The 25358-nt window shown below is 68.7% G+C and carries 23 protein-coding genes and 2 pseudogenes; 7 read left to right on the top strand and 18 right to left on the bottom strand.

Features of this window, described 5'->3' with window-relative positions; genetic code table 11:
• Positions 1-7 precede the first annotated feature (7 nt).
• The 4 genes from ACI2LW_RS19890 to ACI2LW_RS19875 all read right to left on the bottom strand — a co-directional run bounded on the left by ACI2LW_RS19890 (position 8) and on the right by ACI2LW_RS19875 (position 3019).
• Positions 8-706 carry a DUF2637 domain-containing protein gene (locus tag ACI2LW_RS19890; RefSeq protein ID WP_381016799.1) on the bottom strand — a complete coding sequence of 233 codons (699 nt, stop codon included), beginning with the start codon at positions 704-706 and terminating at the stop codon, positions 8-10.
• Positions 707-791: 85 nt separating this feature from the next.
• Positions 792-2147 (bottom strand): FtsK/SpoIIIE domain-containing protein, encoded by a 1356-nt coding sequence (locus tag ACI2LW_RS19885; protein WP_404732519.1) that lies wholly within the window; start codon positions 2145-2147, stop codon positions 792-794.
• Between the two features lie 5 nt (positions 2148-2152).
• Positions 2153-2500, bottom strand: coding sequence for a hypothetical protein (locus ACI2LW_RS19880; RefSeq protein ID WP_086699578.1), 348 nt, complete (start codon positions 2498-2500; stop codon positions 2153-2155).
• 243 nt (positions 2501-2743) lie between these two features.
• The gene (locus ACI2LW_RS19875; protein ID WP_404732518.1) at positions 2744-3019 is read right to left on the bottom strand and encodes a DUF6233 domain-containing protein; all 276 of its coding nucleotides are present in this window, start codon (positions 3017-3019) and stop codon (positions 2744-2746) included.
• 112 nt (positions 3020-3131) lie between these two features.
• Here ACI2LW_RS19875 and ACI2LW_RS19870 point away from each other — a divergent pair, with 112 nt between their 5' ends.
• Complete coding sequence (locus ACI2LW_RS19870; RefSeq protein WP_404732517.1) at positions 3132-4373, top strand: IS256 family transposase; 1242 nt, start codon at positions 3132-3134, stop codon at positions 4371-4373.
• A gap of 4 nt (positions 4374-4377) precedes the next feature.
• Here the strand turns inward: ACI2LW_RS19870 and ACI2LW_RS19865 are convergent, their stop codons facing one another.
• The 8 genes from ACI2LW_RS19865 to ACI2LW_RS19830 all read right to left on the bottom strand — a co-directional run bounded on the left by ACI2LW_RS19865 (position 4378) and on the right by ACI2LW_RS19830 (position 13214).
• Entirely contained in the window at positions 4378-4524 is a 147-nt protein-coding gene (locus ACI2LW_RS19865; protein WP_404732593.1) for a hypothetical protein, read from the bottom strand.
• A 10-nt stretch (positions 4525-4534) separates the two neighbouring features.
• Positions 4535-5377 carry an integrase gene (locus tag ACI2LW_RS19860; RefSeq protein ID WP_404732516.1) on the bottom strand — a complete coding sequence of 281 codons (843 nt, stop codon included), beginning with the start codon at positions 5375-5377 and terminating at the stop codon, positions 4535-4537.
• Positions 5374-6225, bottom strand: a complete 852-nt coding sequence (locus ACI2LW_RS19855; protein WP_404732515.1) for a sigma factor-like helix-turn-helix DNA-binding protein — start codon at positions 6223-6225, stop codon at positions 5374-5376. The genes ACI2LW_RS19860 and ACI2LW_RS19855 overlap by 4 nt, the downstream gene beginning before the upstream one ends.
• A gap of 175 nt (positions 6226-6400) precedes the next feature.
• Positions 6401-6790, bottom strand: coding sequence for an ATP-binding protein (locus ACI2LW_RS19850; protein ID WP_404732514.1), 390 nt, complete (start codon positions 6788-6790; stop codon positions 6401-6403).
• Positions 6791-6885: 95 nt separating this feature from the next.
• A complete protein-coding gene (locus ACI2LW_RS19845) occupies positions 6886-7734 on the bottom strand; it encodes a helix-turn-helix domain-containing protein (protein WP_404732513.1) in 849 nt (282 codons plus the stop codon).
• Between the two features lie 653 nt (positions 7735-8387).
• Positions 8388-10931 (bottom strand): GIY-YIG nuclease family protein, encoded by a 2544-nt coding sequence (locus tag ACI2LW_RS19840; protein ID WP_404732512.1) that lies wholly within the window; start codon positions 10929-10931, stop codon positions 8388-8390.
• The gene (locus ACI2LW_RS19835; protein ID WP_404732511.1) at positions 10924-12570 is read right to left on the bottom strand and encodes an Eco57I restriction-modification methylase domain-containing protein; all 1647 of its coding nucleotides are present in this window, start codon (positions 12568-12570) and stop codon (positions 10924-10926) included. The genes ACI2LW_RS19840 and ACI2LW_RS19835 overlap by 8 nt, the downstream gene beginning before the upstream one ends.
• Positions 12567-13214, bottom strand: coding sequence for an N-6 DNA methylase (locus tag ACI2LW_RS19830; RefSeq protein WP_404732510.1), 648 nt, complete (start codon positions 13212-13214; stop codon positions 12567-12569). Before ACI2LW_RS19830 ends, ACI2LW_RS19835 begins: the two co-directional genes overlap by 4 nt.
• Before the next feature lie 168 nt (positions 13215-13382).
• Here ACI2LW_RS19830 and ACI2LW_RS19825 point away from each other — a divergent pair, with 168 nt between their 5' ends.
• Positions 13383-13967 (top strand): AMP-binding protein, encoded by a 585-nt coding sequence (locus ACI2LW_RS19825; protein WP_404732509.1) that lies wholly within the window; start codon positions 13383-13385, stop codon positions 13965-13967.
• A gap of 22 nt (positions 13968-13989) precedes the next feature.
• Here the strand turns inward: ACI2LW_RS19825 and ACI2LW_RS19820 are convergent, their stop codons facing one another.
• The 3 genes and pseudogenes from ACI2LW_RS19820 to ACI2LW_RS19810 form a co-directional block, all read right to left on the bottom strand.
• Positions 13990-14412, bottom strand: coding sequence for a hypothetical protein (locus ACI2LW_RS19820; RefSeq protein ID WP_404732508.1), 423 nt, complete (start codon positions 14410-14412; stop codon positions 13990-13992).
• Positions 14413-14630: 218 nt separating this feature from the next.
• A pseudogene (locus tag ACI2LW_RS19815) lies at positions 14631-14947 on the bottom strand (transposase); the annotation flags it as partial.
• Between the two features lie 691 nt (positions 14948-15638).
• The gene (locus tag ACI2LW_RS19810; RefSeq protein WP_404732507.1) at positions 15639-16319 is read right to left on the bottom strand and encodes a hypothetical protein; all 681 of its coding nucleotides are present in this window, start codon (positions 16317-16319) and stop codon (positions 15639-15641) included.
• A 461-nt stretch (positions 16320-16780) separates the two neighbouring features.
• Between ACI2LW_RS19810 and ACI2LW_RS19805 the strand changes: the two genes are divergently transcribed.
• Both ACI2LW_RS19805 and ACI2LW_RS19800 read left to right on the top strand, forming a co-directional pair.
• On the top strand, positions 16781-17323 hold the full coding sequence (locus ACI2LW_RS19805) for a hypothetical protein (RefSeq protein ID WP_404732506.1): 543 nt from the start codon (positions 16781-16783) through the stop codon (positions 17321-17323).
• Positions 17324-17364: 41 nt separating this feature from the next.
• A complete protein-coding gene (locus tag ACI2LW_RS19800; RefSeq protein ID WP_404732505.1) occupies positions 17365-17718 on the top strand; it encodes a hypothetical protein in 354 nt (117 codons plus the stop codon).
• A gap of 167 nt (positions 17719-17885) precedes the next feature.
• Here ACI2LW_RS19800 and ACI2LW_RS19795 read toward each other — a convergent pair whose 3' ends face one another.
• Both ACI2LW_RS19795 and ACI2LW_RS19790 read right to left on the bottom strand, forming a co-directional pair.
• Positions 17886-18308: a hypothetical protein gene (locus ACI2LW_RS19795; protein ID WP_404732504.1), complete on the bottom strand. Its 423-nt coding sequence runs from the start codon at positions 18306-18308 to the stop codon at positions 17886-17888.
• Between the two features lie 196 nt (positions 18309-18504).
• A complete protein-coding gene (locus tag ACI2LW_RS19790; RefSeq protein ID WP_404732503.1) occupies positions 18505-20061 on the bottom strand; it encodes a diacylglycerol/lipid kinase family protein in 1557 nt (518 codons plus the stop codon).
• A 463-nt stretch (positions 20062-20524) separates the two neighbouring features.
• Between ACI2LW_RS19790 and ACI2LW_RS19785 the strand changes: the two genes are divergently transcribed.
• Entirely contained in the window at positions 20525-22054 is a 1530-nt protein-coding gene (locus ACI2LW_RS19785) for a DUF2252 domain-containing protein (protein WP_404732502.1), read from the top strand.
• A gap of 143 nt (positions 22055-22197) precedes the next feature.
• Here the strand turns inward: ACI2LW_RS19785 and ACI2LW_RS19780 are convergent, their stop codons facing one another.
• A complete protein-coding gene (locus tag ACI2LW_RS19780) occupies positions 22198-23826 on the bottom strand; it encodes an MFS transporter (protein ID WP_404732501.1) in 1629 nt (542 codons plus the stop codon).
• Here ACI2LW_RS19780 and ACI2LW_RS19775 point away from each other — a divergent pair.
• A pseudogene (locus ACI2LW_RS19775) lies at positions 23744-24856 on the top strand (oleate hydratase). The gene ACI2LW_RS19780 and the pseudogene ACI2LW_RS19775 overlap by 83 nt on opposite strands.
• Positions 24799-25170, top strand: a complete 372-nt coding sequence (locus ACI2LW_RS19770; protein WP_404732500.1) for an oleate hydratase — start codon at positions 24799-24801, stop codon at positions 25168-25170. Before ACI2LW_RS19775 ends, ACI2LW_RS19770 begins: the two are co-directional and overlap by 58 nt.
• Positions 25171-25358: the final 188 nt, after the last annotated feature.

Here is a 25358-nt window from a genome sequence, read left to right as displayed (position 1 = left end):
GCTCCTCTCAGAGGTGTGCGGCGACGGATGCGGTCATGGACGGGGGCAGGCCGAGCCGAGTGCGTACGGCGTCGGGGTCGGCGGGGCGGCCGGTGGCCGAGCGGTGTTCCTCGGCCAAGGCCCGGACGCGGTCGACGAGGGCGGGCGGCAGGGCGACGGCTGGAGCAGGCGCCGGGGCGGGAGCGGTGGCCGGTGCGGCAGCAGGCTCGGGAGCCGGTTCGGGGTCGGCGGGGTACGGAACCTTGTGATCGGGCCCCTCCACGTCGGACGAATCGCCGTCAGGAGCCGTAGCGGCTTCCGTCGCGGGAGAGGCGGCGGGCCCTTCCGGGGTGTGCGGAGCGTGGGCCAGCAGCGTGCCGCCGAAGAAGGCGACAGCGGGCCAGCCCGCGACCGTCACGCGGAGCCAGGCGGGTACGTCGTCCAGGTCGAGGAGGCCGGCCGTGGCGACGTTGGCGCCGAGGGACGCGGCCAGGGCTACGAGGAACCACAGACGCGGACCGCCGGCCGCCTGGCCCGCTCGCTGCGACTGGCGCATCCGGCGCCAGGCGGCGACCAAGAGCAGGTCGACACTCACGGGGTAGGCCCACGCCTTCCAGCCGTCCTGTCCGGCCGCCGCGGCGACGTCGTGCAGGTGGGAGAAGGACAGGGCACCGGCGATGACGGCCTGCACGATCACGGCGTCCACGCGGGCCAGGTGGGCACGCATCGGCTCGGGCTCCTTCGGTTTCAGGCATGGCGGGGGTAGGGACTTGGCGTGAGGCGGTCACGCCGACCGTGGGAGGGAAGTGCGGCTACCCGGTCACCGGGCGCGCGGTGGGCTGTGCGGCGGGAGCAGCGGAAGGCTGCGCCACAACAGGTCGGAAGGTGTCCAGGCGGGGCAGTCCCGGAATGAGGCCCGAGGTGTCGCGGCAGACGGCCGCCGCGTCTTCGAGGGTGAGGTGCGGGGAGCGGACCCGGGACCAGCCGCCGGAGGAGTCACCGACGACCGCGACGCCGGGTCGTTCGGCCGGGATCCTGGTGGCTGCCAGCGCCGCTTCCGGTGCGATGTCGCCGAGGGCCATGTTGGCGGACGTCTCGTCGTTGACGCGGTGGCAGACCCGCCCGGTGAGCTGGGCGCGGAGCATGGTGGCGCCCTTGCCGAGTTCGGCGCCGAAGCGCTGCCCGCACACCTCCAGATAGATGCCGGCCGCGCGGCCGAGCTGGGCGAGGCGGATGAGCTTGGTGACCATGGCGTCCCGCCGCTTCTCGTCGTCCTTGCTCGCAGCGAGGAAGAGTTCGGCGACCTCGTCGACGACGACCACGACCGGCACCGGCCGCGCCTTCTCCGGCAGGCCCCAGACGTCCGAGGTGAGCACGGCGTCCGGACCGGCCCCGCCCGTCATGCCGATGAGGCGGAAGCGTGCTTCCATCTCGTCCACCAGGACGTCAAGGAGGTCGTTCGCACGGTCCGGTGTATCGGCGAGCGCCGACAATCGGGGCGCAAACGGCGCCAGTTCGACGCCCCATTTGCAGTCGATGCCGACGAGTGCGACGGGTTGCCGGGCCAGCCCGCAGAGCAGGTTGCGCAGGTACACGGACTTGCCCGACTGTGTTGCGCCGAGGATGAGTTCGTGCGGCACGGTGCGGAAGTCCCGGACGTGCCAGTGTCCGTCCTCGCGCAGCGCCAGAGGCAAGGTCAGCGGTTCGGTCCGCAGCCACCGACGCGGGGGCCGCACGTCAGTGAGGACGTCCCAGCCGACCAACCGCAGCTCCAGCCGTCCCGGCTTGGTGGGCCGGACGTGCACGGCGTGCGCACCCCAGGCATGCCGTAGCCGGTCGGCGGACGCGTTGAAGTCTTCGGGTGCCTGGCCGGCCGCCATACGTAGCCGCATCACGAGTCCGGACCCGGTCGGCAGTGGCAGCGACCGACGAGGCGGCACGGGAGCGGCCTGCCGACCCAGCATCCGGGCTGTTGCACGGCGCATGGCCGAGGCGGGCACCGTCAGCCCGCAGGCGTCCATTGTGGCCCGATACGTGGCGAGCACCCGCAGCGTCACAGCCGGATACCCGACCAACCACCAGAACAGGACCGGCAGCCGACGACGCACAGCGACCAGCGCAGCCGCCACCAGCAGCGCTAACAGCAGAATCCACAGGGCGTCGGTCATGACGCTCAGCCCTGCACCGCGGCCGGGGTGTCGACCATGACGGCGTCCGCCCGGTAGGCGATGCCGTGCCGGGTACGGCCGCCGAACTCGCTCTCCCAGGGCCGGGCGACAAGGCCGGACAGGAACACCGGTGCACCCATGGCCAGTCCTTCGCCGATGCCCTTCTCGGGCACGGTGACCTTGATCATGTCCGAGCCGCCCTGGGCGATGAACACCAGCTCCATGACCATGAGCCGGTCGTTGGTGACCGGGTCCACGGCCACCTCGCCGGTCTGCCGGTCCCTCACCTTGACCTCGGGGAGCTTGGTGACCAGCAGAGTGGCGGACGAGGTGTCCACGGGGATGACACGCATTCTGAACCTCACTTGATTCGGGCGCCCTCGTGGACGCCGAGCCGTTGAATACCCCCCTAGACAGCACAAGGAGGCGACCACCCCAACTGTCTAGGGGGGTTGACGCCTACCGTAAGCCGACGTCCCGTCAACTGTCTAGGGGGGTATACGAACGTGTCGCGCGAGCGCCGATGGGACCACCCGATCTCGCAGCGGCCGGTGACGCCATTTGGGAGCCCCTCGCCCGCTTTTAGACCACCACCGTCACGGGTTGTCGAGCAGGCCCAGCGCCGTATCCGGACGGCAGTGCACACACGCCGGCACGCCATGCCGCAGAGCTTCAACCACCTGCTCGCGGGACGCGGGACGACACCGGCCCGACTTCGCCGCTGCCCAGCAGTCCCCGGCATGAACGGCATCCACGTTCTTCCGGTTGAGCCCGTACTGGAGCAGCCAGTCCGGAGGCGGCGGCCGCATCTCCTCACCTCGACGCCGCTCCGCCTCGCGGATGGCGTCCCGCTGTGTGGTGTAGCCGATCAAGGTGAGGGGGTGCGCCGGGGGCGTGTGCCGATGGTTTTCGCTCCCTGCCCGCAAGGTGGGCCATCGTGCAACTCTCCGTAGTGAACGGGCAGTTCAACGCGGGAGGTGCAGGATGGCCCTGTCTCAGCATGACTTACTTCGCCTGCTTGAGTCACTACGTTCGGCGGACGGGCTCGAACTCGTCCGGCATGTGGCCGAGCGGATGCTCCAGGAGCTGATCGAGGCCGAGGCCACCGTCCGGATCGGCGCGGAGTGGAACGAGCACACCGAGACGCGCACCGCGCTTCGCAACGGCCACCGCGACAAGACGCTCACCACCCAGGCCGGCGATCTGGACCTCGCGATTCCCAAGCTCCGCTCGGGTAGCTTCTTCCCCGCCCTGCTGGAGCGCCGCCGCCGCATCGACCAGGCACTGTATGCGGTCATCATGGAGGCTTACGTGCACGGCGTGTCCACGCGGTCGGTCGACGACCTGGTCAAGGCCCTCGGCGCGGACACCGGAATATCCAAGAGCGAGGTCTCGCGGATCTGCCAGGACCTGGACGGCCGGCTGACCGCCTTCCGGGCCCGGCCCCTGGACCACGTCCGCTTCCCGTATGTCTATCTGGACGCGACCTACTGCAAGGCGCGGGTCGAGCACCAGATCGTCTCCCGGGCCGTGGTGATCGCCACCGGAATCACCGAGGACGGCGGCCGGGAGGTACTGGGTGTGATGGTCGGCGACAGCGAGACCGAGGTGTTCTGGACCGATTTCCTGCGTTCCTTGCGCGAACGCGGTCTGACCGGGGTCCGGCTCGTCATCGGCGACCACCACCTGGGACTGGTCAAAGCCATCCGCAAGGTCATGCTCGGGGCCGCCTACCAGCGCTGCAGGGTTCACTTCCTGCGCAACGTGTTCAGCGTGATCAGCAAGGAAGCGGCCGAGATGGCCGCCGCCACCATCCGCACGATCTTCGCCCAGCCCACCGCGGACGCGGTCCGCACCCAGCTCGACACCGTCGCCGACATGCTCGGAAAACAGTTCCCCAAGGTCAAAGACATGCTGCTGGAGGCGAAAGACGACCTGACTGCCTTCGCCGCCTTCCCCGAGCGACATTGGAAGAAGATCCAGTCCACCAACCCGCTGGAACGGATCAACCGCGAGGTCAAGCGCCGCACCGACGTCGTCCAGGTCTTCCCCAACGACAACGCGCTCCTGCGGCTGGTCACCGCCGTGCTCTTCGAACTGCACGACGAATGGATCGCCTTCCCCCGCCGCTACCTGCCCGAGGGAAGCATGGACCAGCTCTACCCCTCCGAACGCCCCGAAAGCGCCCCCGCGCTACCCAACACCACCAACACAACCGCTGGATGATCGGCTACACCACGACAGGGGACATGACCGCCTCGCGCCGCTCCTCGTCCGCGATCCACCCGTCGAGCTGCCGCACGGCAGCCGTCGCCTGCTGCACGACCACACGGCGCGCGAAGCGCAGCAGCTCCAGTCGGGACGGTTGGTCGCTCACACGTTCGATTCTATGGTTGGGTGTGCGGCTCCGACGAGGGCACCCAGTGGAGAACAGTGGCGTCGTCCCTCGCCTTTCCGCGAGGCCATCGCTGCCCGTCGGGATCGCTGTTCTCCGCTTCCCGTACACGGCGGATGAGTTCGTCCGGGCTGGCGGACGCGAGCACGTCCAGCACGTCCGTCCAGTCGGCGAGGCCGAACCGGTCGACGAGGCGTGTCGCGCCGTCGCTCAGCAGGGTCACGGACGCCAGCGACTCCAGCGGCACCGTTCCGGTGAGGGCGTGCTCGGCTGCCCATGGTTCGGGGCCTGCGATCCAGAAGCCGCCCGGCCGGTTACGGAGTCCCGTCAGGTCGTCGCGGTACTGGGCCAGGGCCGCAGCGTGCTCGGGCGTGCCGGTGGGCAGTCGGTCGACCGACGCACGGAGTTGCTTTCCGACCTGGTCCAGGCGGTCGTCGGTGACAGCGGTCGTCTTCCCGTCCTGACCGGCGAGGAGGAGGGTCGAGTCGCCGAGGACGAGGTATTCCAGCGCTCCCCCGCCGACGCGGACCGCGACGACTGTGCTGGTCGGGCTGGCCCGGTAGGCCAGATCGCACGTGTCCTCGTGCAGGGACCGGACGCCGCGGATCGCGCCGGCGAGACAGTCGGCGAGCGGCCGGGCGGGATCTTGCGCGATGTTGCCCAGCAGCAGTCCGCCCAGCGTCGAGGAGAACCACGCGATGCCGTGGACGCATCCGGTCTCGGCCCCGGCGACGCCGGCACCGTCGAGGAGGACGGCCGCACCGGGAGCGGTGGCCGCGAAGTCCTCGTTCTGCTGGTCTGGTTCAGCGGGCAGCGTGCCGAGGACGACGTTCACGCCGTCGCCTCCTCGTCGTGCAGGTAGAGGGGGCAGAGGAGTTCGGCGGATTGCGGCTCTTCGGTCTCGGGGTCGTACTCGACACTCACCAGGGTGGAGAAGTGCCGCTCCCCCACCTGTCCCCATAGCGTGCTGAGGTCTGAGGCGAGCAGGTGGACGACGCCGAGGGAGCCTGCCGTGTGGATGCCGGCGATGGCGAGGACCGAGCCGTTGCCGTCTGGACGGGGCAGTCGGCCCAGGTATCCGACGTCGTGCGGGCGGCTCGGTTCAAGGTCCGCGCCTGCGTGGTACGCCGTGCCGGTGCGCCGGTCCACGAGCGCCCAGGGCTCGCCCTCCGGGCGTTCCCAGGCGAGTACCGGGTCCTGGGCGTACAGGTCTCGCATGGCCTGGGACATGCCCGGACCGCAGACGACGACCAGGCCGTCACGGTTGAGGTCGACCTCGCCGCTCACCTGCACGTGGCCGGAGCTGACGTCGAGCCCGTACGACTTCGCCAGCTCCTCCAGCCGCTTGCCGGAGTTCATGTCGGCCATGGCAACAACCGGGCGCTTCTTCGCGTCGTCCCACCGGAGCGGCGTCACCACCGTGACGGCGCCCGTCCCGAGGAAAGCCCCCTCGGGCGCCGGGCCGGTGTGCCGGATCTGATGGATACGCCCGCGGCTCAGGCCGGCCTTCTCGGCGATCTGCGCGTAGGACATTCCTTGTGCGTGGAGGTCCTGAACCACGCGGCGGCGGAGCCGGGCGAGTTCGGTCACCTCCTGCTGCGCAGCGGCCAGCCTCGTGGTGACCTCACGCAGGAGCAGGTACGGATCATCGATAGCCATGATCCGCTGCAACTCGTCCGACATGACCACACCTCCCAGAAGTACCCAGGAGTCTAGGGCCCTAGACGGAATGGGCGGGAGGCGCCGTCCCGTACGACTTTCAACGACGAAGAAACGCGACCGTCGCCGAGGCACACCCCGAGGAGTCACTCGTCACCGCCGGCACGGCAACGGCCCCCCATCAGTGACGGGCGCCCGGTCACGCGCCCTCCCAAGTCAGCTCCGCCCAGACGGAACGCCCGTCGGGCCAGTTCTTCACGCCCCAGTCCTTGGCGCAGGCCGCGATCAGCAGCAGCCCGCGCCCGCCCTCTTCCTGACTGGTCACATCGCACAGGTGCGGGACGCGTTCGCCGCCCTGGTCCACCACCTCGATTCGGATGAAACCGTCACCGAGGCCGACGACCACGAGGAACCAACCGCCTTCCGCCCCGCTCAGCGAGTGACGAACGGCGTTGGTGGCCAGTTCGCTGACAACCAGGGTGGCGTCATCGACCGGCCCCTTCTCGGCGACTAAGGCAGCGACGAAGTGACGGGCCTGGACCACTTGCTCGGCCAGACCGGGGAAGGCGCGGCACCACTTGGTACGCATGGCAAGCTCCTTGTCTGCGTCTAGGGGACTAGACAGCGACGGCAGGCTATGCCCACAAGCGCTCCGCACGCCAGGCATGTAGAGGAATTATTCCTCTAAGGGGTGACCGTGTCTCCCAGCTCGCGGAACTCCTTCATCACCCGCAACAACAGCTCACGTACCTCGTCCCCGAAGACGGCTGTGCCTTGGAAGCGGTCGAAGGTCTCCTCGTACGCAGCCACCTCGGCGGAGTCGACCGACACCCGCTCACCGGTGAACGCCTCAATCACGACAGCCTGCTCGTCGCACAGCGTGAATCCATGACGAGGCAGGAGCGGCACCGGACGGCGCCACGGGATGACGCCAAGCCGCACGGTGCTCAGGCTCTCGACGGCGAGCAGCCGGTCGAGCTGGGCCAGCATCAACGCCGGCGTGCCCGGCCAGGTCCGCAGCACGGCCTCCGTCAGCACGAACACCGACTCACGCCCCGGCTCGTACAACACGCTCTGCCGCTCCACACGAGCAGCGACAGCCCGACCGACCGCCTCAGGGGTCGAGTCCGGTGCGCTCTCGAAGACGTGACGGGCGTACTCCGCGCTCTGGAGCAGGGCAGGCAGAACGACGCACTGGAAGGATCGCACCGACCGAACACCGCGGACCGCGTCATCGACGACGAGCTCAACGGGCAGCCCCGCCGGTTCGGAGTCGGTGGCGATCGCAGACTCAACGGCGACGAGCAGGTCATGAACTTCCCCGGCCGCCGACTCATCGAGGTTGAGTGCTCGGCACAGCCGGTCCAGCACATCGACGCTGGGGACCATGCGCCCGGTTTCTACCTTGGAGACCGTCGGCTGACCAACGCCGGCCCGCTGAGCCAGAGCAGCACCCGTCAGACCAGCCTCCGCACGCAGAGCCCGAAGACGTGCCCCAAGCACCCTCATCCGCTCGCGCCGTTCACTCCCCATACCCAGGGTTCTACACCACGAGCCAACCCTCACCAGGCACAAGAGCAGCATCAACGATGAGCAATCCCAGCGTGATTGAAACTCTCCCTACTGGTTCAAGGCGGCTCGCTCCGCTCACCGCGCGCGGCCCGGCCCCCGGCCGGGCCTGCGCTCCTGTCTCCGCCCCGCTCCAGCCCGGCCGGCGCCCGTGCCGCGCTCTCAGCAATCAGCCGCCTGATCCGAGAGAAGGGGTACGTCGTGCCTGGGGCGGTCGGCTCCACGGCTTTACGGAGCCACTTTGGCGCGATCCTCGCAGATCATGGCCCCAACGTCGTGCTTTACCGGGCAGGTCCACAGACTGCCCGACGCGCCGGAAGCTTACGGGGCCATGATCACTCGCGCCAAAGCAGCGCCACCCCAAAGCCGCTACACCGACCTGTTTGTCGAGTGCCCGCTGTCAGCTCAATCCCTTGAAATACGTGTGGAAGGTGCGGTCGTCTGCACTTGGAGACCGGAGAACACGCGGTCAGAGGTCGTGCGCCAGAGATCCCGCCCAACAACACCTCTGACCCCGCCCCCGGTCGTCTAGGGCTAGCCATCCACCCGGCCGATCCGGCCATCCTACGAGGACGAACTTCTTTCAGTCGGAGTCACGAAGACCTCCCATAGCAGCGTCATGCCTCTTCCCGCGCAACAACCGTGTCGTAGAGACCAAAGTGGCGCAGCCCTTCGTGACTCTCGATGCCGGTGTAGGAGAGGGAAGCATCCTCGTAGCGGCGGAAGGCGAAGACGGCCTGGTTCATGTGTGAACTGTTGAATACGTTGAGCCTGACGAGTAGATGAAAGTCATCGACGGTGAGCCCAGTAACGGTCTTGAAAAGCTCGGGCTCGAGGTTGGTGATGACGTCGCGGAGAGTGTTCTCGCGGAAGTCGGTGAGGTACATGAAGGCCGGGATACGGGTAGCGAACTTGACCAACTTCTCCTGAATTTTCTTGCGCTTGTCCTTGTAGTCCTTCTCTTCGTCGGAGATTTCCTGCTTCTCCTTCTTGGAGATGTTGTCGCCCTTCTCCTTCTTTGTCGCCTTGACTTTTTCGCTCTTGTTGACGACGGTCTCAAGGATGTCGCTCCCCAATGCGCGGAAGCCCTCGATCTGCATGATCGCAGCCAGCGCCCTGGGGTCGGCGAGGATCCGACGGAGGGTGTCGTTATCGACGTTCACCAGCAGGGCGGACTCCCACTTACGAGCCAGCAGCGTCGCCGATGTCCCCGCCATGGCGATATCGAGGATGCCGCCAGCATCGACCTGGGTCATGTGGGAGCCGTCGTAGGCCAGTACCGGAAGGAAGCTCACCAACTCCTGGACTGCGTCCTCCGGGTTGGCAGCATCGGGCGCGAGACCGGCGCCGTACTCCGCGATTTGGCGAAGCGCTCGGGTCGGTGCGAAATCGAAGACGAAGCAGACCGGCTTGAGGATCTCCTCCTCATTTGGGTCATCGCCGTTAGGGTTCTTGATCGCCCACGGAGACTGCACCCTGAACGCAGCCTGAAAGTAGGTCTCAGGCGAGCTCAGGTTGCGGAGCATGAGGATCGAGGACCACTGCGGCACCGTCACACCGGTGGTCAACTTGCCGCACGAGAGCGTGATCGTTTGCGTGTCGTGACCCGCGCCAATCGCATGACGTACAGGCGGCAGGGCGGCAAGACCAACACCAGCGCCCGTACCGGCAACGGTGAGCACCTGGTAGTCATGGAAGAACGTGTTCTGTCGCTCCGCCAGCAAGTTCGCCATTGCATGGCAGGACGCGACCGACGGCAGGAACCAGAACGAGTGGTTCAGATAGGGCCGAAGCCGGACGTCAGAGTAGGGGAACGGCGGCCTCTCCGCGCCTAGCTTGAGGTTGTCGACCTGCGTTGCAACATACGCCCCGCGGATAATATCGAGCCACTTCTGCACGTCGCCCTTGTGTCTGAACTGAGCTGCCTCACCACGGCCTGTCGCCGCGAAAAACTCGTTAAGGTCGAACTCGTCGAACTCGCCCTGACTAGCGATCGCCAGCAGCTCGTCGGGCATCTGGTAGGTGAGCAGGCGCATCTCCGGCAATGCACCATACGGATTCCGAGTACCTGGGTGTATCTCGGGCCATTCCCGCTTCGCCCGCTGTTCGTCGGTGTAAGTCCAGTTGAAGATCTGCTCTTCGATGAACTCCCCGGTCTTGATTGCTCGAAACGGCGTGCCGGAGAGATACAGGTACGCTTTAGTGGTGATCGGCAGGAACTCAGTCTCGCTCTCGCCGAGCTCACCCAACTCCTCGTTGAAGTCGTCGAGACTGGGATCGTACGCCGCCTTCGTTTCCTTCTTTGCCTCGGCGCTATCTTCGCCCTCGAAGAGTTCCCGGGCGTTCTCCCGCCAGGCGCCGAAGTGGTACTCATCGAAGACGACCAAATCCCAGTTGGTCGCGTGTAGCCAAGTGTTCCTGGCCTTGATATTGCCAGCATTATCTCTGCCGAGCAGGTCCTGGAATGAACCAAAGTAGACCAGCGGCTGATGCCTGTCGGCGGTCGTCGGGTCGATCTTGGTGGCCTTGGACAGGTACTGCCAACCTTCGAAGTCGGCATGCGACTGTAGGTCGTGCTGCCACGCGTCCTCCACGGCCGGCTTGAAAGTCACCACGAGGACTTTCCGAGCCCCCAGCTTCTTCGCAAGCTGGTAAGTGGCGAACGTCTTACCGAACCGCATCTTCGCGTTCCACAAGAACCGCGGGACGGCATGCATATCCTCGGTCCAGATCGAGTGGAAGTACGCATGCGTCTTGTTCACCGCCTCTGCCTGCTCCGGACGCATCCCGAAGGTCTCGTGGTGCGTCCCACTGACCTGCTTTCCCGTGCGCAGTTCATTGATCACGACCTGCACGTCGTGCGGGGAGCACCGCATCCACTCCAAGTCGACCCGCTGGAAGCCCTTCTGCTGCAGCCGGGCGCGCACCTCGTGGTCGGTGAATACGGACCCGTCTGACCGGTCGGCAGCTTCGTCGAGGTGGATGGTGTAGTTCTTCACCAACGCGGTTTTGACCTGCTCGGCGACGCGAGCCTTCACGCTCCGGGTCGTCTGCCCAACCTTGACCATCCCAGCGTGAGCCTCGTCGTCTATCGAGTAGACGTAGATGCGCAGCCTCGCGTTGGGCTTCTGAGGCAGCAGTTCCTCGACCGGCCTACTCATCGACGCCCTCGTCAAGCAGCGTGTCGGCGTGCTCAGCGACCTGCGACTCGATGAACGCGACCTCTTCCTGCGTCAGGCCGTAGCGGGCGTACAGTTTCGCGTCGGTCCAGTCCCTATCGAGCGGGAGATCAGGGACGAAGGCGTAGACGCCTCGTGCCGCGTCCTGGGTGCTCTTGCGGAGAGAGACCAGGAATCGAACAAACCGGGTTCTGAGGTACGCCGCGTATCGCGCCGCCTGTTCCTCATCTTCGAAGAGTCCGGCCACGAGGTAAGTCTCGGTGCACGCCTCACCCGGTCCCGACACGATTGGCTTGCCAAGGAAAATGCGCTCAACCGCCGCGCTGGTTCCCTGGACTCTGCTGATGAAGACCTTCCACTTATCGATCCACTCGGGGTTCTGGGTGATGGCGGAGCGCTCCACCCACGAGACCTTCTGCGAGCCGTACAACTTCACGGGATCCTTCAGGCCGGTGGGGCTCGCGACACCGTGGAAGAAGGTACGAAGACCGAACGGCTTTTGCGCGGAGACGCGCTTACTCAGGACAGGCTCAGCCTTTGCTACAACCTTTTCCAGGATCGGCACCGCTTCATTCCGTCGAACGAATACGTCGAACTGGTCCAGTCGTCGAGTTACCGGCTCTCCGAGCGGCTTGCTATCCCACATCGTTTGAATAGCACAGGGTCCGCTGTATTCCCGGTCCCAGAGAAAATACGAAATACCTCCCCGGATCTTCACACCGGGAAATCCATCGTAGAGCTTCGGATAGTCGGTGATATGCCTTATCCGGCCGTCATTTAGCATGCGCTCTCTAAATGACTTGGGCACACGGCCTCCAGCGAACCAGCGCGACGGCGTGACCATTACAAGGTATCGGGGGTCCAGATCCATCGCCTTCTCAACAAAGCGATCGTAGATCGGAGTGGCGGAGTTGTTATGGCCCCCGTCGTCGAGTTGGTAGGGCGGGTTGCCGATGATGACGTCGAATTGCATGTCGTCTCCGAACAGCTCCGCGATGCGAGCATTGATGTCGTTGGTGTGGATGAAGGCGTAGGCGTGGGTCTCGAGACCGTCACCGCGGTCTAGGGTCTTCTGGCTGGCGCCGCAGTAGATGCACTTGCCGTTGACTCCGCGTTTGACCGGGTTGCCGTCGAGATCTGCAGTCTCGACGAACTCGGTAGCGCCGGCCCAGGTGTGCTGCATGGGTTCGAACCAGATGTTGCCGTCTTCGCTGTCGAAGCAGGTAACGATGGAATACTCGCCGTTGGCGGTCTTTGAGCAGTAGACGCTGCGGCGTGCGATCAGGCTAGTCAGCCGGGTGATCCCCATACCGAAGACTTGCTTGGACAGGATGTGATCAACCCGCTGCTGCAGGTCCGGTATCTCCTCCGCGAGCCCCTTGGTGAGTCGGGCGGCGATCTCGCGAAGGAACACTCCCGACTTGGTGACCGGGTCCAGGAACCGCAGCGAGCTGTTCGCCCATAGGCTGGCGCCATCGTGGTCGTCAGCGTAGGTCTGCGCCAGAAGGTCCAACATCTGGTTCGCGAAGTCCGGCGAGGTGAATATCTCGTCGTTAGACAGGTTTGCGATGCAGCTGAGCACATCCGGGTTGCGCAAGCTGAACGAGACCTGCTCGCTCACGGGCGATTCCCCTTCTCCATGGCCAGGTCGGCAACCGACAGGGATCCGTGGTCTACGGTAGGGGTGAAGATTTCATGGCGACCAAGATCGGCGAAGAGGGTGTCGTCCGCACCGAACGATGCCCGCTGAGTGAGGGTGTCGAAACGGAAGTCGCGGCGCTGGTAACGGCCCTTGCCGAGGTAGGACCACTCGGCGAAGGCGATCGGTCGTGGTTTCGGCTCCAGCGTCGTCATCGAGAGCGCGTCGCCATGCACGATGTTGGTGCGCAGCACCGTGGCGGCAGCGGCGTACCACTCATCGTCCGCGTCGAGGCTCAGGTAGTCGGCGAAGATCTCCAGGAGGTTCCTGCGGCACTCCTCGATGTTGTCGGCGAGCAGTTCGATGCCGTAGATCGACATCAGCGCCTTCAGCGCGTGGTGGCGCCGCTCGAACTCACTCTTGCCGTACCTGACTTCGACCGTGACGAGCTTGCGCCGTAGTACCGGCACGAGGAAATTACCCGACCCGCAGGCTGGCTCCAAGAAGCGAGAGTCGATCCGCTCCGACTCGTCCTTGACCAGGTCAATCATGGCCTCGACCATCTCCGACGGTGTGAACACCTCGCCGTGGTCGGCTACCCGCTTCTTCGACTTCACCAGATTCACACAGGGAGTCTAGTATGACCGGGCCGTCTAGAGGCTGACTGCTGAGTAACCAAGTCCAGGCAAAGAAACACGCAAGCAGCGCTGAGGGGACCGTCGACGCCTGGCATCCCCTTTCCACGCTTTTGTTCCGGTCGGGCCCCGGCGAAGCGGGGTGGTCAGTGACGTCGGATGCTCTCAAGGGGCGCATGGGCGGTGCCGGCGAGCGCTGGCGGCCGCGCGGGTCCATCGTCCCTCCTCCAGCGGGGATCTATGGCCCGTAGATGGCTTGGACCATTCGTGGACGAGGGCCTCCCCTTAACGATGCGGCATGGCTATGACCAGCAGAGACGTCGAGGACTCAAGCCCCCTCCGGAGCCGTGTGCGCAGGTTCGAATCCTGCCGGGGGCACCATCGATTAGGTGCCCAAAGACCCCGTCACCAGCGGAAACGCTGAGGCCGGGGTCTTCGCGTAGTGCAGGCGTGTGCCGCCTGGAGTGGCTGTATGTCAGGGCTTGTGGACTGTTCGTCGAAGGAATCAGGCGCCCCGAGGTGCTCGTCGGGCTCGTCGCCCGGCACGGGGTGACGCACACCCTGACGGTGCCGAGCTTCTACGCCGAACTCCTGCACACCGTGCGGGAGGACGAACGCCTGGCCCGGGACTTGGCCTCGCTACGGCTGGTGATCTGCGCCGGCGAGGGTTGCCCTGGTCACCATCCGGAAACGTTGGTGGCCCCCGGACGAGTCCGGGGGCCACCGAGGTGCCTCCTCCACTGAGCCTGATGACGACGCCGCCCCGCTAGTCGGCAGTGACCCCCCAGTAGGCGATCTGCGCGGGCCGGCCGTCGCGGTAGAGCACCGTGCAGTTCCCCTGGGCGCGGCCCGGGAAGCCCAACCGCTCCGAGTCGAGGGCGGCGTCCCACTCCGCGTAGGTGGGCCGGCCGTGAGGAGCCCACGCACGCACCTCATCATCGGTCAGCAGGCGCATGAACGGGCCGTTGTCGGTGTCCGTGGCCGCGATCATGCAGGGAAAGTCCAGCACGGTGCCCGTGCCGCCGGTGAGAATGTATTCCTGCCACTCCGGGTCGCGCCACAGCTCCTCGACAGACCGGCCCTCGAAACCATGGTTGTCCCGCGCCAGCTCCTCTTCCTGGGCCTGCCGGAATGCGGCCTCCAGATCACGCTGATACGGACCAGTGTCCTGCCATGCGTTGCCGCCCACCTCTGTCCCTCCCCACTGAACTGTTCAACCGAAGGCGCAGCGTAAAGGAAGGCACCGACAGCGGACCGCCCGATCACCTGTACTCGCGGAGCAGGTCCTCGGTACGCCGGTTGGCGACATCTTGCCGCAGCGGCAACGACGGCGGACGACAGCGGTACCCAGCAGCCCGGCACGGCGGGGGCACGGGGTTGTCGGACCGGCCCGCCAAGGCTTGCCCCCGTCTTCGTCAGCAGCGTGCGGAAGAAGCGCCTGGCCGCAGCGGTGTCCCGCCGGTTCTGTACGAGGATGTCGAGCACGTTGCCGTCGGCGTCGACGGCCCGCCACAGGTACTTCCGCTCTGCGTTGATCTTGTGGAAGACCTCGTCCAAGTGCCACTTGTCCACGGGCCGGGGCTGTCGGCGGCGCAGGCCGTTGGCGAGGACTGCCCGGACTTGTCGCCCCAGCGGCGGACGGTGGTCTCGTGGGAGACGATCACGCCGCGCTCGAGCATCAGCTCCTCGACCTCGCGGAACGACAGCGGGAAGCGGAAGTACAGCTACACGCAGTGCGCGATGATCTCGACCGGGTACCGGTGCCCCTTGTACGACGGCGGCGTACCGCCCACGGACCACCGCCTCCACCATGATCAACCCGAAGATCATCCCACCCGGCCAGTCAACGTGACAGTGCCCGAAGAGCGCACCCTGACCGCTATGGTGACTGGCCATGTCACCGATAGCCCGCACCTTGCAGATCGCCCTGATGCTCTCCGGCTTTGCCCTACTCGCCTATGCCGCCCTATGGGACATGGACGACGCCACAGGGTGGGAGTGCCGGGCCACGAAAATAGGACAGGAACCGGTGCAGATCTGCGGCACCGAGGACGGCCTGCACACTCCGATCCTCCTCGGCATGGCCGGGATCGCTCTAGAGATCGCGGGCGTTTCCGTCGTGGTGGGGGCTCGCAAGGGACGCTCGGTCGAGGCTTCGCCGTCAGCCGTCCCGGCCTCGTTCGCACCAACGCCGCCTGGTGCGGCGCCCTTCGGCTCAGCGCCCTTCGGGTCAGGGCAAACACCCCCTGCCCCCGCTGCTCCACCCAACCCGTGACGAAGCCGGGCAGGGCCTGCATCACCGCCGGCGTCAGCGGCTCGGCGTCGGTCAGGCCCGGCCAGCGGCGTTCCGATTCGCGCCGCTTGCGCATCCGTTGCAGGCGCGCCAGGCAGTACGGCCGACCGAGCCGTCTGTCCTCAGCGTGCTGCGTCCAGCACTGTCGACGCCGCGGGGGGCTGGATGTCGACCGGCTCGTCGAAGGCGCTGAACGACGTGGTGGTGACGTTCGCGTCAGACCTGTAGGCGACCCTCAGCAGGTACGGCTTGCCCTCGGTGGCCACGTAGAAGGTGTACGTTCCTTGTTTATCGGCTTTGTCCTTGACGCGCAGCCCGATGGCCTCGCGACCACCGATGTGGAGGGACTCGCCCTTCTCCGCCTCGCCGAACGAGTCGAACTGCCAGGTACAGGTCGTCAGTCCGTCACCCGGCTGCGCCCGGTCGGCGGGCTGCTTCACCCACCGCTTCGGCCGAAGACCCTCGATCTTCCTGCCGCTCCAGTGCTCGAGGTATGTGTCGTCCGGGCGGACGTAGTCCGTCTTGCCGATCCGGATCTGTTCGAGGCTGCCGTTCCCGGTCCAGGTGACCTTCGCCCTGCATCGCTCCTTGAGATCGGTGCTGAGCCGGGACTTCACCGTGCCACGGGCACTGGTGTTGGTCGTCTCCACGGTCACGGAACGCAGCCCACGCATGGTGCGGTTGGCGTCGTCGAGCAGGTCGGCCGCGGACTTCGTCGCAGCGCTGTCATCGGCCGCGCAGCCGGTGAGTGCGGTCCCGCACAGTAAACACGCCAGTGCCATGGTCGTCGGAATCGCCCGCACGGGCCCCCCTTGTTCCGTCTCCGTACGTCGAACGATCATGCCCATGATCGACAGGCGAGCCTATCAGCCACGGCCAGGGCGGCAGCGGGTGTCCCGCCGCCGGTCGTCGGCCGTGCCCGGTGAGGGCGGCGGGATCGGCCCTTTTCCCGTCGTCAGTGCGGCCGATTCCCGTCGTCAGTGCGGCCGATTCCCGTCGTCAGGGCGACCGGCCGCGATGCGTTTCAGTTCCTGTCAGTTCGTGCGTACGGCCGGCCCGGTCGGACGGACGCACGTCACGACGGGAGGGCAGGAGCCCTGGAGCCTCGGCCGGCCTGATGCGGTGAGGGTGTGAAGAGGGGGGTCGGGTGGGGTGAATTTGGATTGACCTGTGGGTGGGGGGCGATGGAAGGATGACGGGGCGTCACCAATGGTGGCGTTTCCGACCAAGTCCCCGCTGACCACGGGGATGAAGAGGGGAACACATGCTGTTCAACACGTCTGTCAAGGCGGTGCTGTCCGGTGCTGCCGTTTCGGCGGCTCTGGTGGTTCCGGTGGCCGGGTCCGCGTCCGCGGCTCCCGCATCCGCGGCGCCCATGTCCGCGGCTCCCGCCTCCGCCTCCGCCTCCGCCTCCGCCTCCGCCTCCGCCTCCGCGGAGAGTGTTTCGGCGGCGGCCAGTTTTGATGCCAAGTGCCGTAGCCACAGCCGTAACTACGTGCTGAAGAAGTACTACCGTCAGGTGCCCGTGGGACCGCCCACCTTCTACACGCTGCGCTGCGGCACCAAGACGTGGGGGTGGAAGCACATCAAGCTGCGGCACGGGTGGAACGCCACGATGGACCGCAAGATCAAGGCGGCCATCGGGACCGGTGACCCCAATGGCCGTGGTGGTTACTCCACCTACCTCAACCAGTGCCCGCGGGTGGAGAAGTTCCGCACCATCCTGGGTACTCCGGCCGGGAACAACGACCTTCTGACGGCCTACAACGTCGATCGGGCGATCGTCGCGGGTGTTGCCGCCTGCTAGTCGGCGGGGTGAGACGTGGGCCGAGGTGAGAGCGTGGGTGATTGCTCGTGGAGGAGCAGCAGCGGACACCGGCCGAGCAGGCCCTGAGCCGCTCGTACGTCGCTGCTGACGGGACCCGTTTCGACGTCACCGAGATGTCGGTCGAGCATCGTCCGGACCGCGGCATGACGTTCACGTACTCGCTCACCGTGGGGCGCCCGGGCCACCCGGACGAGCGCTGGGTGGTCGCTCTGCCCTGGGACGACAAGTCCTGGGTGGACGTGCTCACCTCGCCCGCGCCGCCGCCCGATCGTGTGCGGATGCTGGTGCACCTCGTGCGTGCGCACCTCGAGGAGTGGTGGGACACGAAGGGGCACAACCGGCAGTCGGCGAAGATGGGGCGGCGGCTTGCCTGACCCTGCCAGTGCCGGGGCCAGGGCCGGCGCCAGTGGCAGTCCCCGTCGGGTGAGGGATCACGCGGCGGGGACCGGCCGGTGCCTTCGGGCGTCGGGCCGGCTCGGCTCCGGTTCGCTCCGTGCCGACTCGGGCCGGGTTCGCTCCGTGGTCGAATGCCGGTCCGCTGCTAGTCCGCGGTGACTCCCCAGTAGCCGATCTGCGTGGGCCGGCCGCCGTGGTGGAGCACCGTGCGGTTGCCTCGGCCGCGGGCGGGGAAGTCCAGCTTGTCGGAGGACAGGGCGGCGGACCACTCCTCGTAGGTGGGACGGCCGCTGGGGCACCACGCCCGGACCTCCTGCTCGGTCAGTGGCCGCATGAAGGGGCCTTCGGTGGTGTCCGTGGGCTCGATCATGCGAGGGAAGTCCACGACCGAGGCGGTGCCGCCCGTGAAGATGTACTCGTGCCACTCCCGGTCCCGCCACAGTTCCTCTATCGACCGGCCGTCGAACCCGTGGTTGTCCCGCGCCAGCTCCCGGTCCTGCTCCTGCCGGAACGCCGCCGCCAGATCCCTCTGGTACGGGCCCGTGTGCCTCCACGCGTTGCCGCCCACCTGTTGCCTCCCGATGTGAGTCCTGCGCTGCGGTGCGCACTCTAGGCGCGGGCACTGACAGTGCGTCGGTGGGCGGGCGGGTGCTGTCCGTGAGGTGGGCAGGTGGGCTTACGGGGGAAGTTGGCCCCCGCGCGGCCCGCCGTCCGGAACTGGCGGGCCGACGCCTCGGAAGGCGCCCTCGCGGGGTAACCGGTACCTACGCCTCCGAACGGCGAAAGGGAAGACCCTCCCGCGTGGTGTGCGGGCGGAGGGCGAGGCGCACGACGCGGGGCCAGTCGGCCGCGGGCCGGGCGGGCGGGGAGCCCGGGCGGTGGCGGGGGACGACCACGCGCAGGGCACCGGGGGCGATGCGGCAGACCACCGGTGTGGGGAGCAGTACGTGTTCTCCGTCGATGCCGGCCGGGATCGCCGGGGGTGGCGGGATCGTCGGGGGTGGCGGGATCGCCGGGGGTGGCGGGGGCGGCAGGGACGGGGGCGGGTCTGACTTCTTGTCCGGGTTCTGGGCCGCGTTCTGGGCCGTGTACGGGGGTGTGTTCTGGGGCGTATGTACTTCTGCGTCCGCTTCCACTACGACCTTTCGGGTCGTGAAGCGTGTGAGGTTCGGGGAGTGGGGGCCGCGGATGAGGTGGGCGGCCTGGGCGGTGTTCTGGATGTGGACGCCGAGTACGCCGAGCATTCCTGAGTCCAGTCGTTCGCGGCGTCCGGGGTGGGGGGAGTCGACGGCCCGTCGGTAGGGGTTGTTGCTGATCAGCAGGGCCTGCAGGCCGTCCGCGCTCACGTCCTCGGAGCGTGCCCGCAGCCTGGGGGCGTCCGTGCCGGTGAGCATGCCCGGCAGGGTCTGCAGGGCCGTGCGTACTTTGTCGTCGCGGTAGGCCGGGTCGCCGACGACGGCCGCGTACGTGCCGAAGGAGGCGTTGTTGACGAAGACCCGGTCGGCCGCGAAGCCGAGGTCCACCCGGATCTCCACCCCGTCGGTCAGGGCGTCCAGGGCGGCCGCCGGGTTCTCGCGGTCGAGGCCGAGGTCGAGGGCGAAGTGGTTACGGGTGCCGGCGGGGACGACCATGAACGGCAGGCCGTGCCGTGCCGCGACCTCCGCCACCAGGGCCTGCGTGCCGTCGCCGCCGGCCACGCCCAGCAGGTCGGCCCCCTCGGACACCGCCCGGCGGGCGAGCGCGGCCACGTCCTGGTGGCCGGGGCCCAGAAGGACGACATCGGCGCCCACCGCAGCGGCCTTGTCCACCAGGTGGTGACGGTCCACCTTGCCGCCGCCCGAGCGCGGGTTCATGAGGATCCAGGGGTGCCGTGGGCGCTCGGCGGGGGGCGGTTCGCGCTGGGGTGAGGAGGGGGCGGGGGCCGGGGCCGACGCGGTGCGGGCCGCGAGGACGGCCAGCGTCCACAGCGCCAGGGAGAGCAGGGCCGGCCCCAGCATGCCGGACGCGGCGTACAGGGCCAGGACCGCGACCGGCGCCAGCACCGACAGGGCCAGTCCGAGCACGCGGGTCACTCCGGTGTGCGCCAGGGTCCACCACACGCCGACGGCGGCCAGGGCCAGTCCGGCGATGCCGATGAGGACCCACAGCACGCTGCGCAGGCCGGCCACGACGAGCGGTACGAGGACGCTCGCCAGCAGGGCGAGCAGGGCCAGGCGCGCCCAACCGGCGCGGCCTCGCGCTGCCGCTGCCGCTGCCGCTGCCGCTGCCGCTGCCGGGGAGCCTCGGGCTGGTCGGCTCGCGGTGGGGCCGCGTGGTCTCATCGGTGCCCTCCTCGGGGTGGTGGGCTGTCGGCGGCATGGGCCGTCGGCGGGGCGGTACGCCGCCGGGGGAAGCGTCCCGCGTGGTGCCGGCCGGAGGGATCACCCCCGGCGGGTGATCCCTCCGCGGTCCCCGGGCGGTGGAGTGGTGGCTGACGGCAGCACCGACGGCCGACCACCGGCCGGCCGGGTGGCCGCGGTGGTGCCGACCTGGGTGGCCGCGGTGGTGCCGGCCGGGTGTCACCGCCAGGTCGGGGCGGTGACGGCGGCGGTGGACCCGCCGGGTGTCGCAGCCAGACCAGGCCGTGGCGGCGGCGCCCGCCGGGTCGCCGCCGGTTCGCCGCCGGTTCGGACGGTCGCGGTGGCACCCGCCGGCAGGTGTCGTCGCCGGTTCGGACGGCGGCCCGGTGAGCGGGAGGGTGAGCTGGAGGAGGACGTGGAGGACGGCCGGACCGGAGGGTGAGTCATGGCCATACCGAGTGCGTTCACGGCCTCGCTGACGCCGGCCGAGAGGGCGGCGTACGGCAAGGACGCGCGCAAGCGTGCCTCGCGGTCCTGTCACGGCTGGTTCGAGGCGGGGCCGCAGCGGCCGGATCCCGTGGAGGTGCTGGAGCGCCAGTCGGCCACGCGGGTGCCGGAGCTGGTGCCGATCCGCTACGGGCGGATGCTCGAGTCGCCGTTCCGTTTCCTGCGCGGTGCGGCGGCGGTCATGGCCGCCGATCTCGGGCCCGCGCCGAGCACCGGGCTCACGGTGCAGCTCTGCGGGGACGCCCATCTCCTGAACTTCCGGCTGCTCGCCTCCCCGGAGCGCCATCTCGTGTTCGACATCAACGACTTCGACGAGACGCTGGCGGGGCCGTTCGAATGGGACGTCAAGCGGCTGGCGACCAGCTTCGCCGTCGCGGGCCGGGCCAACGGGTTCCCGGTCGGGGAGCAGAACAGCGCGGTGCAGACGTGCGTACGGGCCTACCGGCAGCGGATGCACGAGTTCGCCGGTATGCGCACCCTGGACGTTTGGTACGCCCTGGACGACGCCGACCGTCTGCGGGAACTGCTGGCCTCGTCGATGGACAAGGAGGCCCGGCGGCGTTCCGCCGAGGCCGCGGCGCGGGCCCGTACCCGCACCTATATGCAGGCGTTCGAGAAGCTCACCCGGGTCACCGCCGCAGGGCGGCGGATCACTCCGGATCCGCCGCTGATCACTCCGCTGCGGGACCTCGTACCGGCCGCGTGGCCCGCATCGTCGTCCGCAACGTTGTCGTCCGCATCGTCGTCCGCAACGTTGTCGTCCGCATCGTCGTCCGGCGGCGGGCAGCAGCGGGACGGGCAGCCCCAGGACGCGCAGGGTCAGGACGCGCCGGACCAGGAGCGGGAGCTGCGGACCATCCTGGAGAGCTACGCACGGACCCTGCCCTCCGAGCGGCGGCACCTGCTGCGCCACTACCGGCTCGTGGACGTGGCCCGCAAGGTGGTGGGGGTCGGGAGTGTCGGTACCCGCTGCTGGATCCTGCTCCTGCTCGGCCGGGACGACGACGATCCCCTGCTGCTCCAGGCCAAGGAGGCGCAGGAGTCCGTGCTGGCCGCGCACACGGGCGGTGAGCGCTACGACAACCAGGGCCGCCGGGTGGTGGCGGGGCAGCGGCTGATGCAGACCGCCGGGGACATCTTCCTGGGCTGGACGCACGTGGTGGGCTTCGACGGGCACGGCCGGGACTTCTACGTACGGCAGTTGCGGGACTGGAAGGGCATCGCGCGGCCGGACACGATGAGCCCCGCGCTGATGCGTCTGTTCGCGCAGGTGTGCGGGGCCAGTCTGGCGCGCGCCCACGCCCGCTCCGGTGACCCGGTGGCCATCGCTTCCTACCTGGGGCGGAGCGATCGCTTCGACCGTGCTCTCGCCGGGTTCGCGCAGGCGTACGCCGACCAGAACGAGCGCGACTTCGAGGCGTTGGGGGCCGCCGTGCGCTCGGGGAGGGTCCGGGCGGAGAGCGCGTGAGCGCGTGAGCCGCGTCCGCCCGCGCCCACCAGGCGCGGACACGGCGACCGGGTGGGGAGACGGCGGCCGGGCACGGAGACGGCGACCAGGCGCGGACACGACGGCCGGGCGCCGTCAGGCTCGGGCGGCCGGGCGCGTCAGGCTCAGGTGGCCGGGTCCGGCTCGTCGGCCGGGGCGCCGGCGCCCCGGGTCCGGTCGTCCTTGGCGCGCCCGGCCGGCAGCGGGGCGGTGACCAGGAGACTGGCGAGGGTGATCCCGCCGGTGGCGAGGATGGCCGACTTCAGGCCGTTCAGCTGCGCCGACGCGTAGGAGTCCGCGATCGCGTCGACCTCGGCGGGCGGCAGCCCGGCGTGTTCGGCCGCCGAGCGGACCTGGTCGGTGGGGACGAAGCTGACCCCGGCCTCGAGCGCCACGCCGGTCTGCCGGCGTGCCTCCTGCGACAGCCGCGGGTCCGACTCCACCTGGGTGGTGAACGCGTGGGCGAGGGCGCCGATGAGCAGGGACCCGATGAGGGCGGTGCCCAGGGCGGAGCCCAGGTTCTGGGCGGTGAACTGCAGTCCGCCGGCCTCGCTGCGTTCCTCCTCCCCCACACCGGACTGGACGACGTTGCCGAGCTGGGAGGCGAGCAGGCCCATGCCCACGCCGAGCAGGGCCATGGCCGCGGCGAACTGCGCGTCGTCGATGACCGGGTCGATGGTGGCCAGGAGCCACAGGATGGATCCCGCCAGGATCACCAGGGCCAGCCGGACCACCCTGCGCGGTCCGGCGACCCGCCCGGCGCGGGAGCCGACCGCGGAGGCGACCAGCATCGCCGCCGACACCGGGAGCAGCCGCAGCCCCGTCCGGAAGGCGTCGAAGCCCTGCACCACCTGCAGGTACAGCGGGATCGTGAAGAACAGCCCGAGGAGGATGACGTTCTGGCTCAGCAGGGACAGCAGACCGGCGCGCAGCACGGGCCGGCGCAGCAGCGCCAGATGCACCAGGGGTTCGGCGCCCCGGGCGTCCCGTCGCCGTTCCCAGTGCGTGAACAGGGCCAGTACGGCCACTCCGGCACCGATGACGAACAGGGTCGGGGCGAAGCCCAGGACGGTGAAGGGCGGGTTGCGCGGCTGCACCCACCCCCAGGTGCCGCTCTGCAGTACGCCGAGCACCCCCAGCGCCAGCCCGGTCGCGGAGAGGACGGCGCCCACGGCGTCCAGCCGGGGCCGCGGACCGGTCCGGGGGGCTTCCGTGATCCAGCGGTGGCAGCACAGGACGGCCGCCACGACGACCACCTCGCCGGCGAAGACCAGCCGCCAGGTGAGGTACGTCGTCACCCAGCCGCCGAGCAGCGGGCCGACCGCGATGCCCGCGCCGGCCAGTCCCCCGATGACGCCGTAGGCGACGGCCCGGTCCGGCCCGCGGTAGTTCTCGGCGACCAGGGCGGCCATGGCGGGCAGCACCAGCGCGGCGCCGAGTCCTTCGACGACCGACCAGCCCAGGGTGAGGACCGACAGGGTGGGGGCCAGGGCGGTCAGGGCCGATCCGGTGGCGTAGACGGCCAGTCCCAGGAAGAAGATGCGCCGCCGTCCGAGGATGTCCCCCAGTCTCCCTCCGACGATCATGAACGCCGCCATGACCAGGGCGTACAGGGTGATGACGGCCTGGATGGCGGTCACCTCGGTGTCGAAGTCCTCGACCAGTTGGCTGATGGAGACGTTCATCACGGAGGTGTCCAGAACCATCAGGAACTGGGCCGCCCCGAGCACGATCAGAGCGCGCCAGTGGGTCACTCGGTGCCTCCTGGCCTCGTCCGGCCCGGGGCCGCCGGCGGGACGCCCCGGCAGCGGCACGCGTTCCGCCGCCGTGTCCATCACACCGGTCCGGCGCCTTCGCGGCCTCACCCTCCTCGGGGGAGGCGAAAGCTCCCCGGGAATGAAGATCGAGGGAGGAGGTCCAACAGGACCAGGAGGACCAATGGGCCCAGGACGCCCAGGACGCCCAGGACGCCCAGGAGGCCCAGGAGGCCCAGGAGGCCCGGAGACGATCCCGACGCTGACCGACGCCGGCGTGTCGGTGCGCGAGGAGATCGTCGCGTTCAACGCCAAGTGGCCCACCGAGGCGAAAGCGCGGCTGATCGGCACGGGCGGCACGGTGCTCGACGCCTCGGACTACGGGCTCGACGTCCAGGACCGGCTGGAGCTGACGCGGCTGCTGGTGCCGCCCGAGTCGGTGATCGGGGCGCGGCGGATCGAGGACTTCTTCTCGCCGCACTTCTTCGGGACGAAGTTCTGGACGACGTGGCGCACGACGTTCGCCTTCCAGAACTGGCACAGCGCCATCGACCTCAAGCGCTACTTCCTGCGCTTCATGCAGGAGTTCCCGCGCCTGCACACCCTGTCGGGGGTGCGCCGCACCCGGCTGAACCAGTACGACTCGGTCATCCGCCCGCTGCGCGCCTGACTGGAGGCCCGCGGGGTGCGCTTCGAGTACGGGGTGCGCGTCACCGACGTGGACTTCAGCACCGGCGAGGACGGCACCCGCCGGGTGCGGCGGCTGCACCTGGAGCGGGACGGACAGCCCGGCACCCTTGAACTGGGCCCCGGCGACTACGCGTTCCTCACCCTGGGCTCGAGACCGCCGACGCCGCCTACGGCAGTGACGACCACGCGCCCGAACTGGTCCGCGACAGGCGCGACGGCGCATGGCGGCTGTGGGGCTACGGCCTGTTCGTCGACCGCGAGGGCGACTTCGTCGGCAAGCCGATGGCGCGGGCCACCGGGCGGGAGATCCTCACCGAGCTGCTCGGCCACCCCGGGATGACGGACATCGAGGAGGAGGTCGCGGCCACCACGACCGTCGTCCCGGTGATGATGCCGTACGTCACCAGCCAGTTCGCCCCGCGCACGGTCCACGACCGGCCTCCGGTCGTCCCGCGCGGCGCGGCCAACTTCGCCTTCCTGGGCCAGTTCACGGAGATCCCGGAGGACGTGGTGTTCACCGTCGAGTACTCCGTGCGCGGTGCCATGCACGCCGTCCACGGCCTGCTCGGACTGGACAAGGAGATCCCCGGCATCCATCACGCGGCGGCCGAGCCGAAGACCGCGCTCACCGTGCTCAGGGCCGCACTGGCCTGAGCGGCCACTGATCCGCCACGCCCCGGCTCGCCTCGCGCGTCCGGGCGGCCCGCACCGCGCCGGATCCGGCGCCGGGGCGTGGCGGATCACCGGCCGGCCGTGGCAGGTGGGCCGGCCGGGCGGCGACCGGCCCGTGCGGACGCGGCGCGTGCCGCGGCCGTGGACACGAGAAGACGTGGCCGGGCAGC

The sequence above is a fragment of the Streptomyces sp. NPDC004065 genome, from assembly GCF_044903565.1.
Lineage (GTDB): Bacteria > Actinomycetota > Actinomycetes > Streptomycetales > Streptomycetaceae > Streptomyces.
The sequence above is the reverse complement of the archived record's forward strand: the minus strand, read 5'-3'. Positions and strand labels throughout refer to the sequence as shown.

Bases quoted from the DNA above. Each gene is read 5' to 3' on its own strand.
- ACI2LW_RS19840 (WP_404732512.1), bottom strand. From the start codon at position 10,931: ATGAGTAGGCCGGTCGAGGAACTGCTGCCTCAGAAGCCCAACGCGAGG.
- ACI2LW_RS19805 (WP_404732506.1), top strand. From the start codon at position 16,781: ATGCTGTTCAACACGTCTGTCAAGGCGGTGCTGTCCGGTGCTGCCGTT.
- ACI2LW_RS19785 (WP_404732502.1), top strand. From the start codon at position 20,525: ATGGCCATACCGAGTGCGTTCACGGCCTCGCTGACGCCGGCCGAGAGG.
- ACI2LW_RS19825 (WP_404732509.1), top strand. From the start codon at position 13,383: ATGCTCTCAAGGGGCGCATGGGCGGTGCCGGCGAGCGCTGGCGGCCGC.
- ACI2LW_RS19770 (WP_404732500.1), top strand. From the start codon at position 24,799: ATGGCGCGGGCCACCGGGCGGGAGATCCTCACCGAGCTGCTCGGCCAC.
- ACI2LW_RS19885 (WP_404732519.1), bottom strand. From the start codon at position 2,147: ATGACCGACGCCCTGTGGATTCTGCTGTTAGCGCTGCTGGTGGCGGCT.
- ACI2LW_RS19855 (WP_404732515.1), bottom strand. From the start codon at position 6,225: ATGTCGGACGAGTTGCAGCGGATCATGGCTATCGATGATCCGTACCTG.
- ACI2LW_RS19880 (WP_086699578.1), bottom strand. From the start codon at position 2,500: ATGCGTGTCATCCCCGTGGACACCTCGTCCGCCACTCTGCTGGTCACC.
- ACI2LW_RS19870 (WP_404732517.1), top strand. From the start codon at position 3,132: ATGGCCCTGTCTCAGCATGACTTACTTCGCCTGCTTGAGTCACTACGT.
- ACI2LW_RS19790 (WP_404732503.1), bottom strand. From the start codon at position 20,061: ATGAGACCACGCGGCCCCACCGCGAGCCGACCAGCCCGAGGCTCCCCG.
- ACI2LW_RS19845 (WP_404732513.1), bottom strand. From the start codon at position 7,734: ATGGGGAGTGAACGGCGCGAGCGGATGAGGGTGCTTGGGGCACGTCTT.
- ACI2LW_RS19850 (WP_404732514.1), bottom strand. From the start codon at position 6,790: ATGCGTACCAAGTGGTGCCGCGCCTTCCCCGGTCTGGCCGAGCAAGTG.
- ACI2LW_RS19890 (WP_381016799.1), bottom strand. From the start codon at position 706: ATGCGTGCCCACCTGGCCCGCGTGGACGCCGTGATCGTGCAGGCCGTC.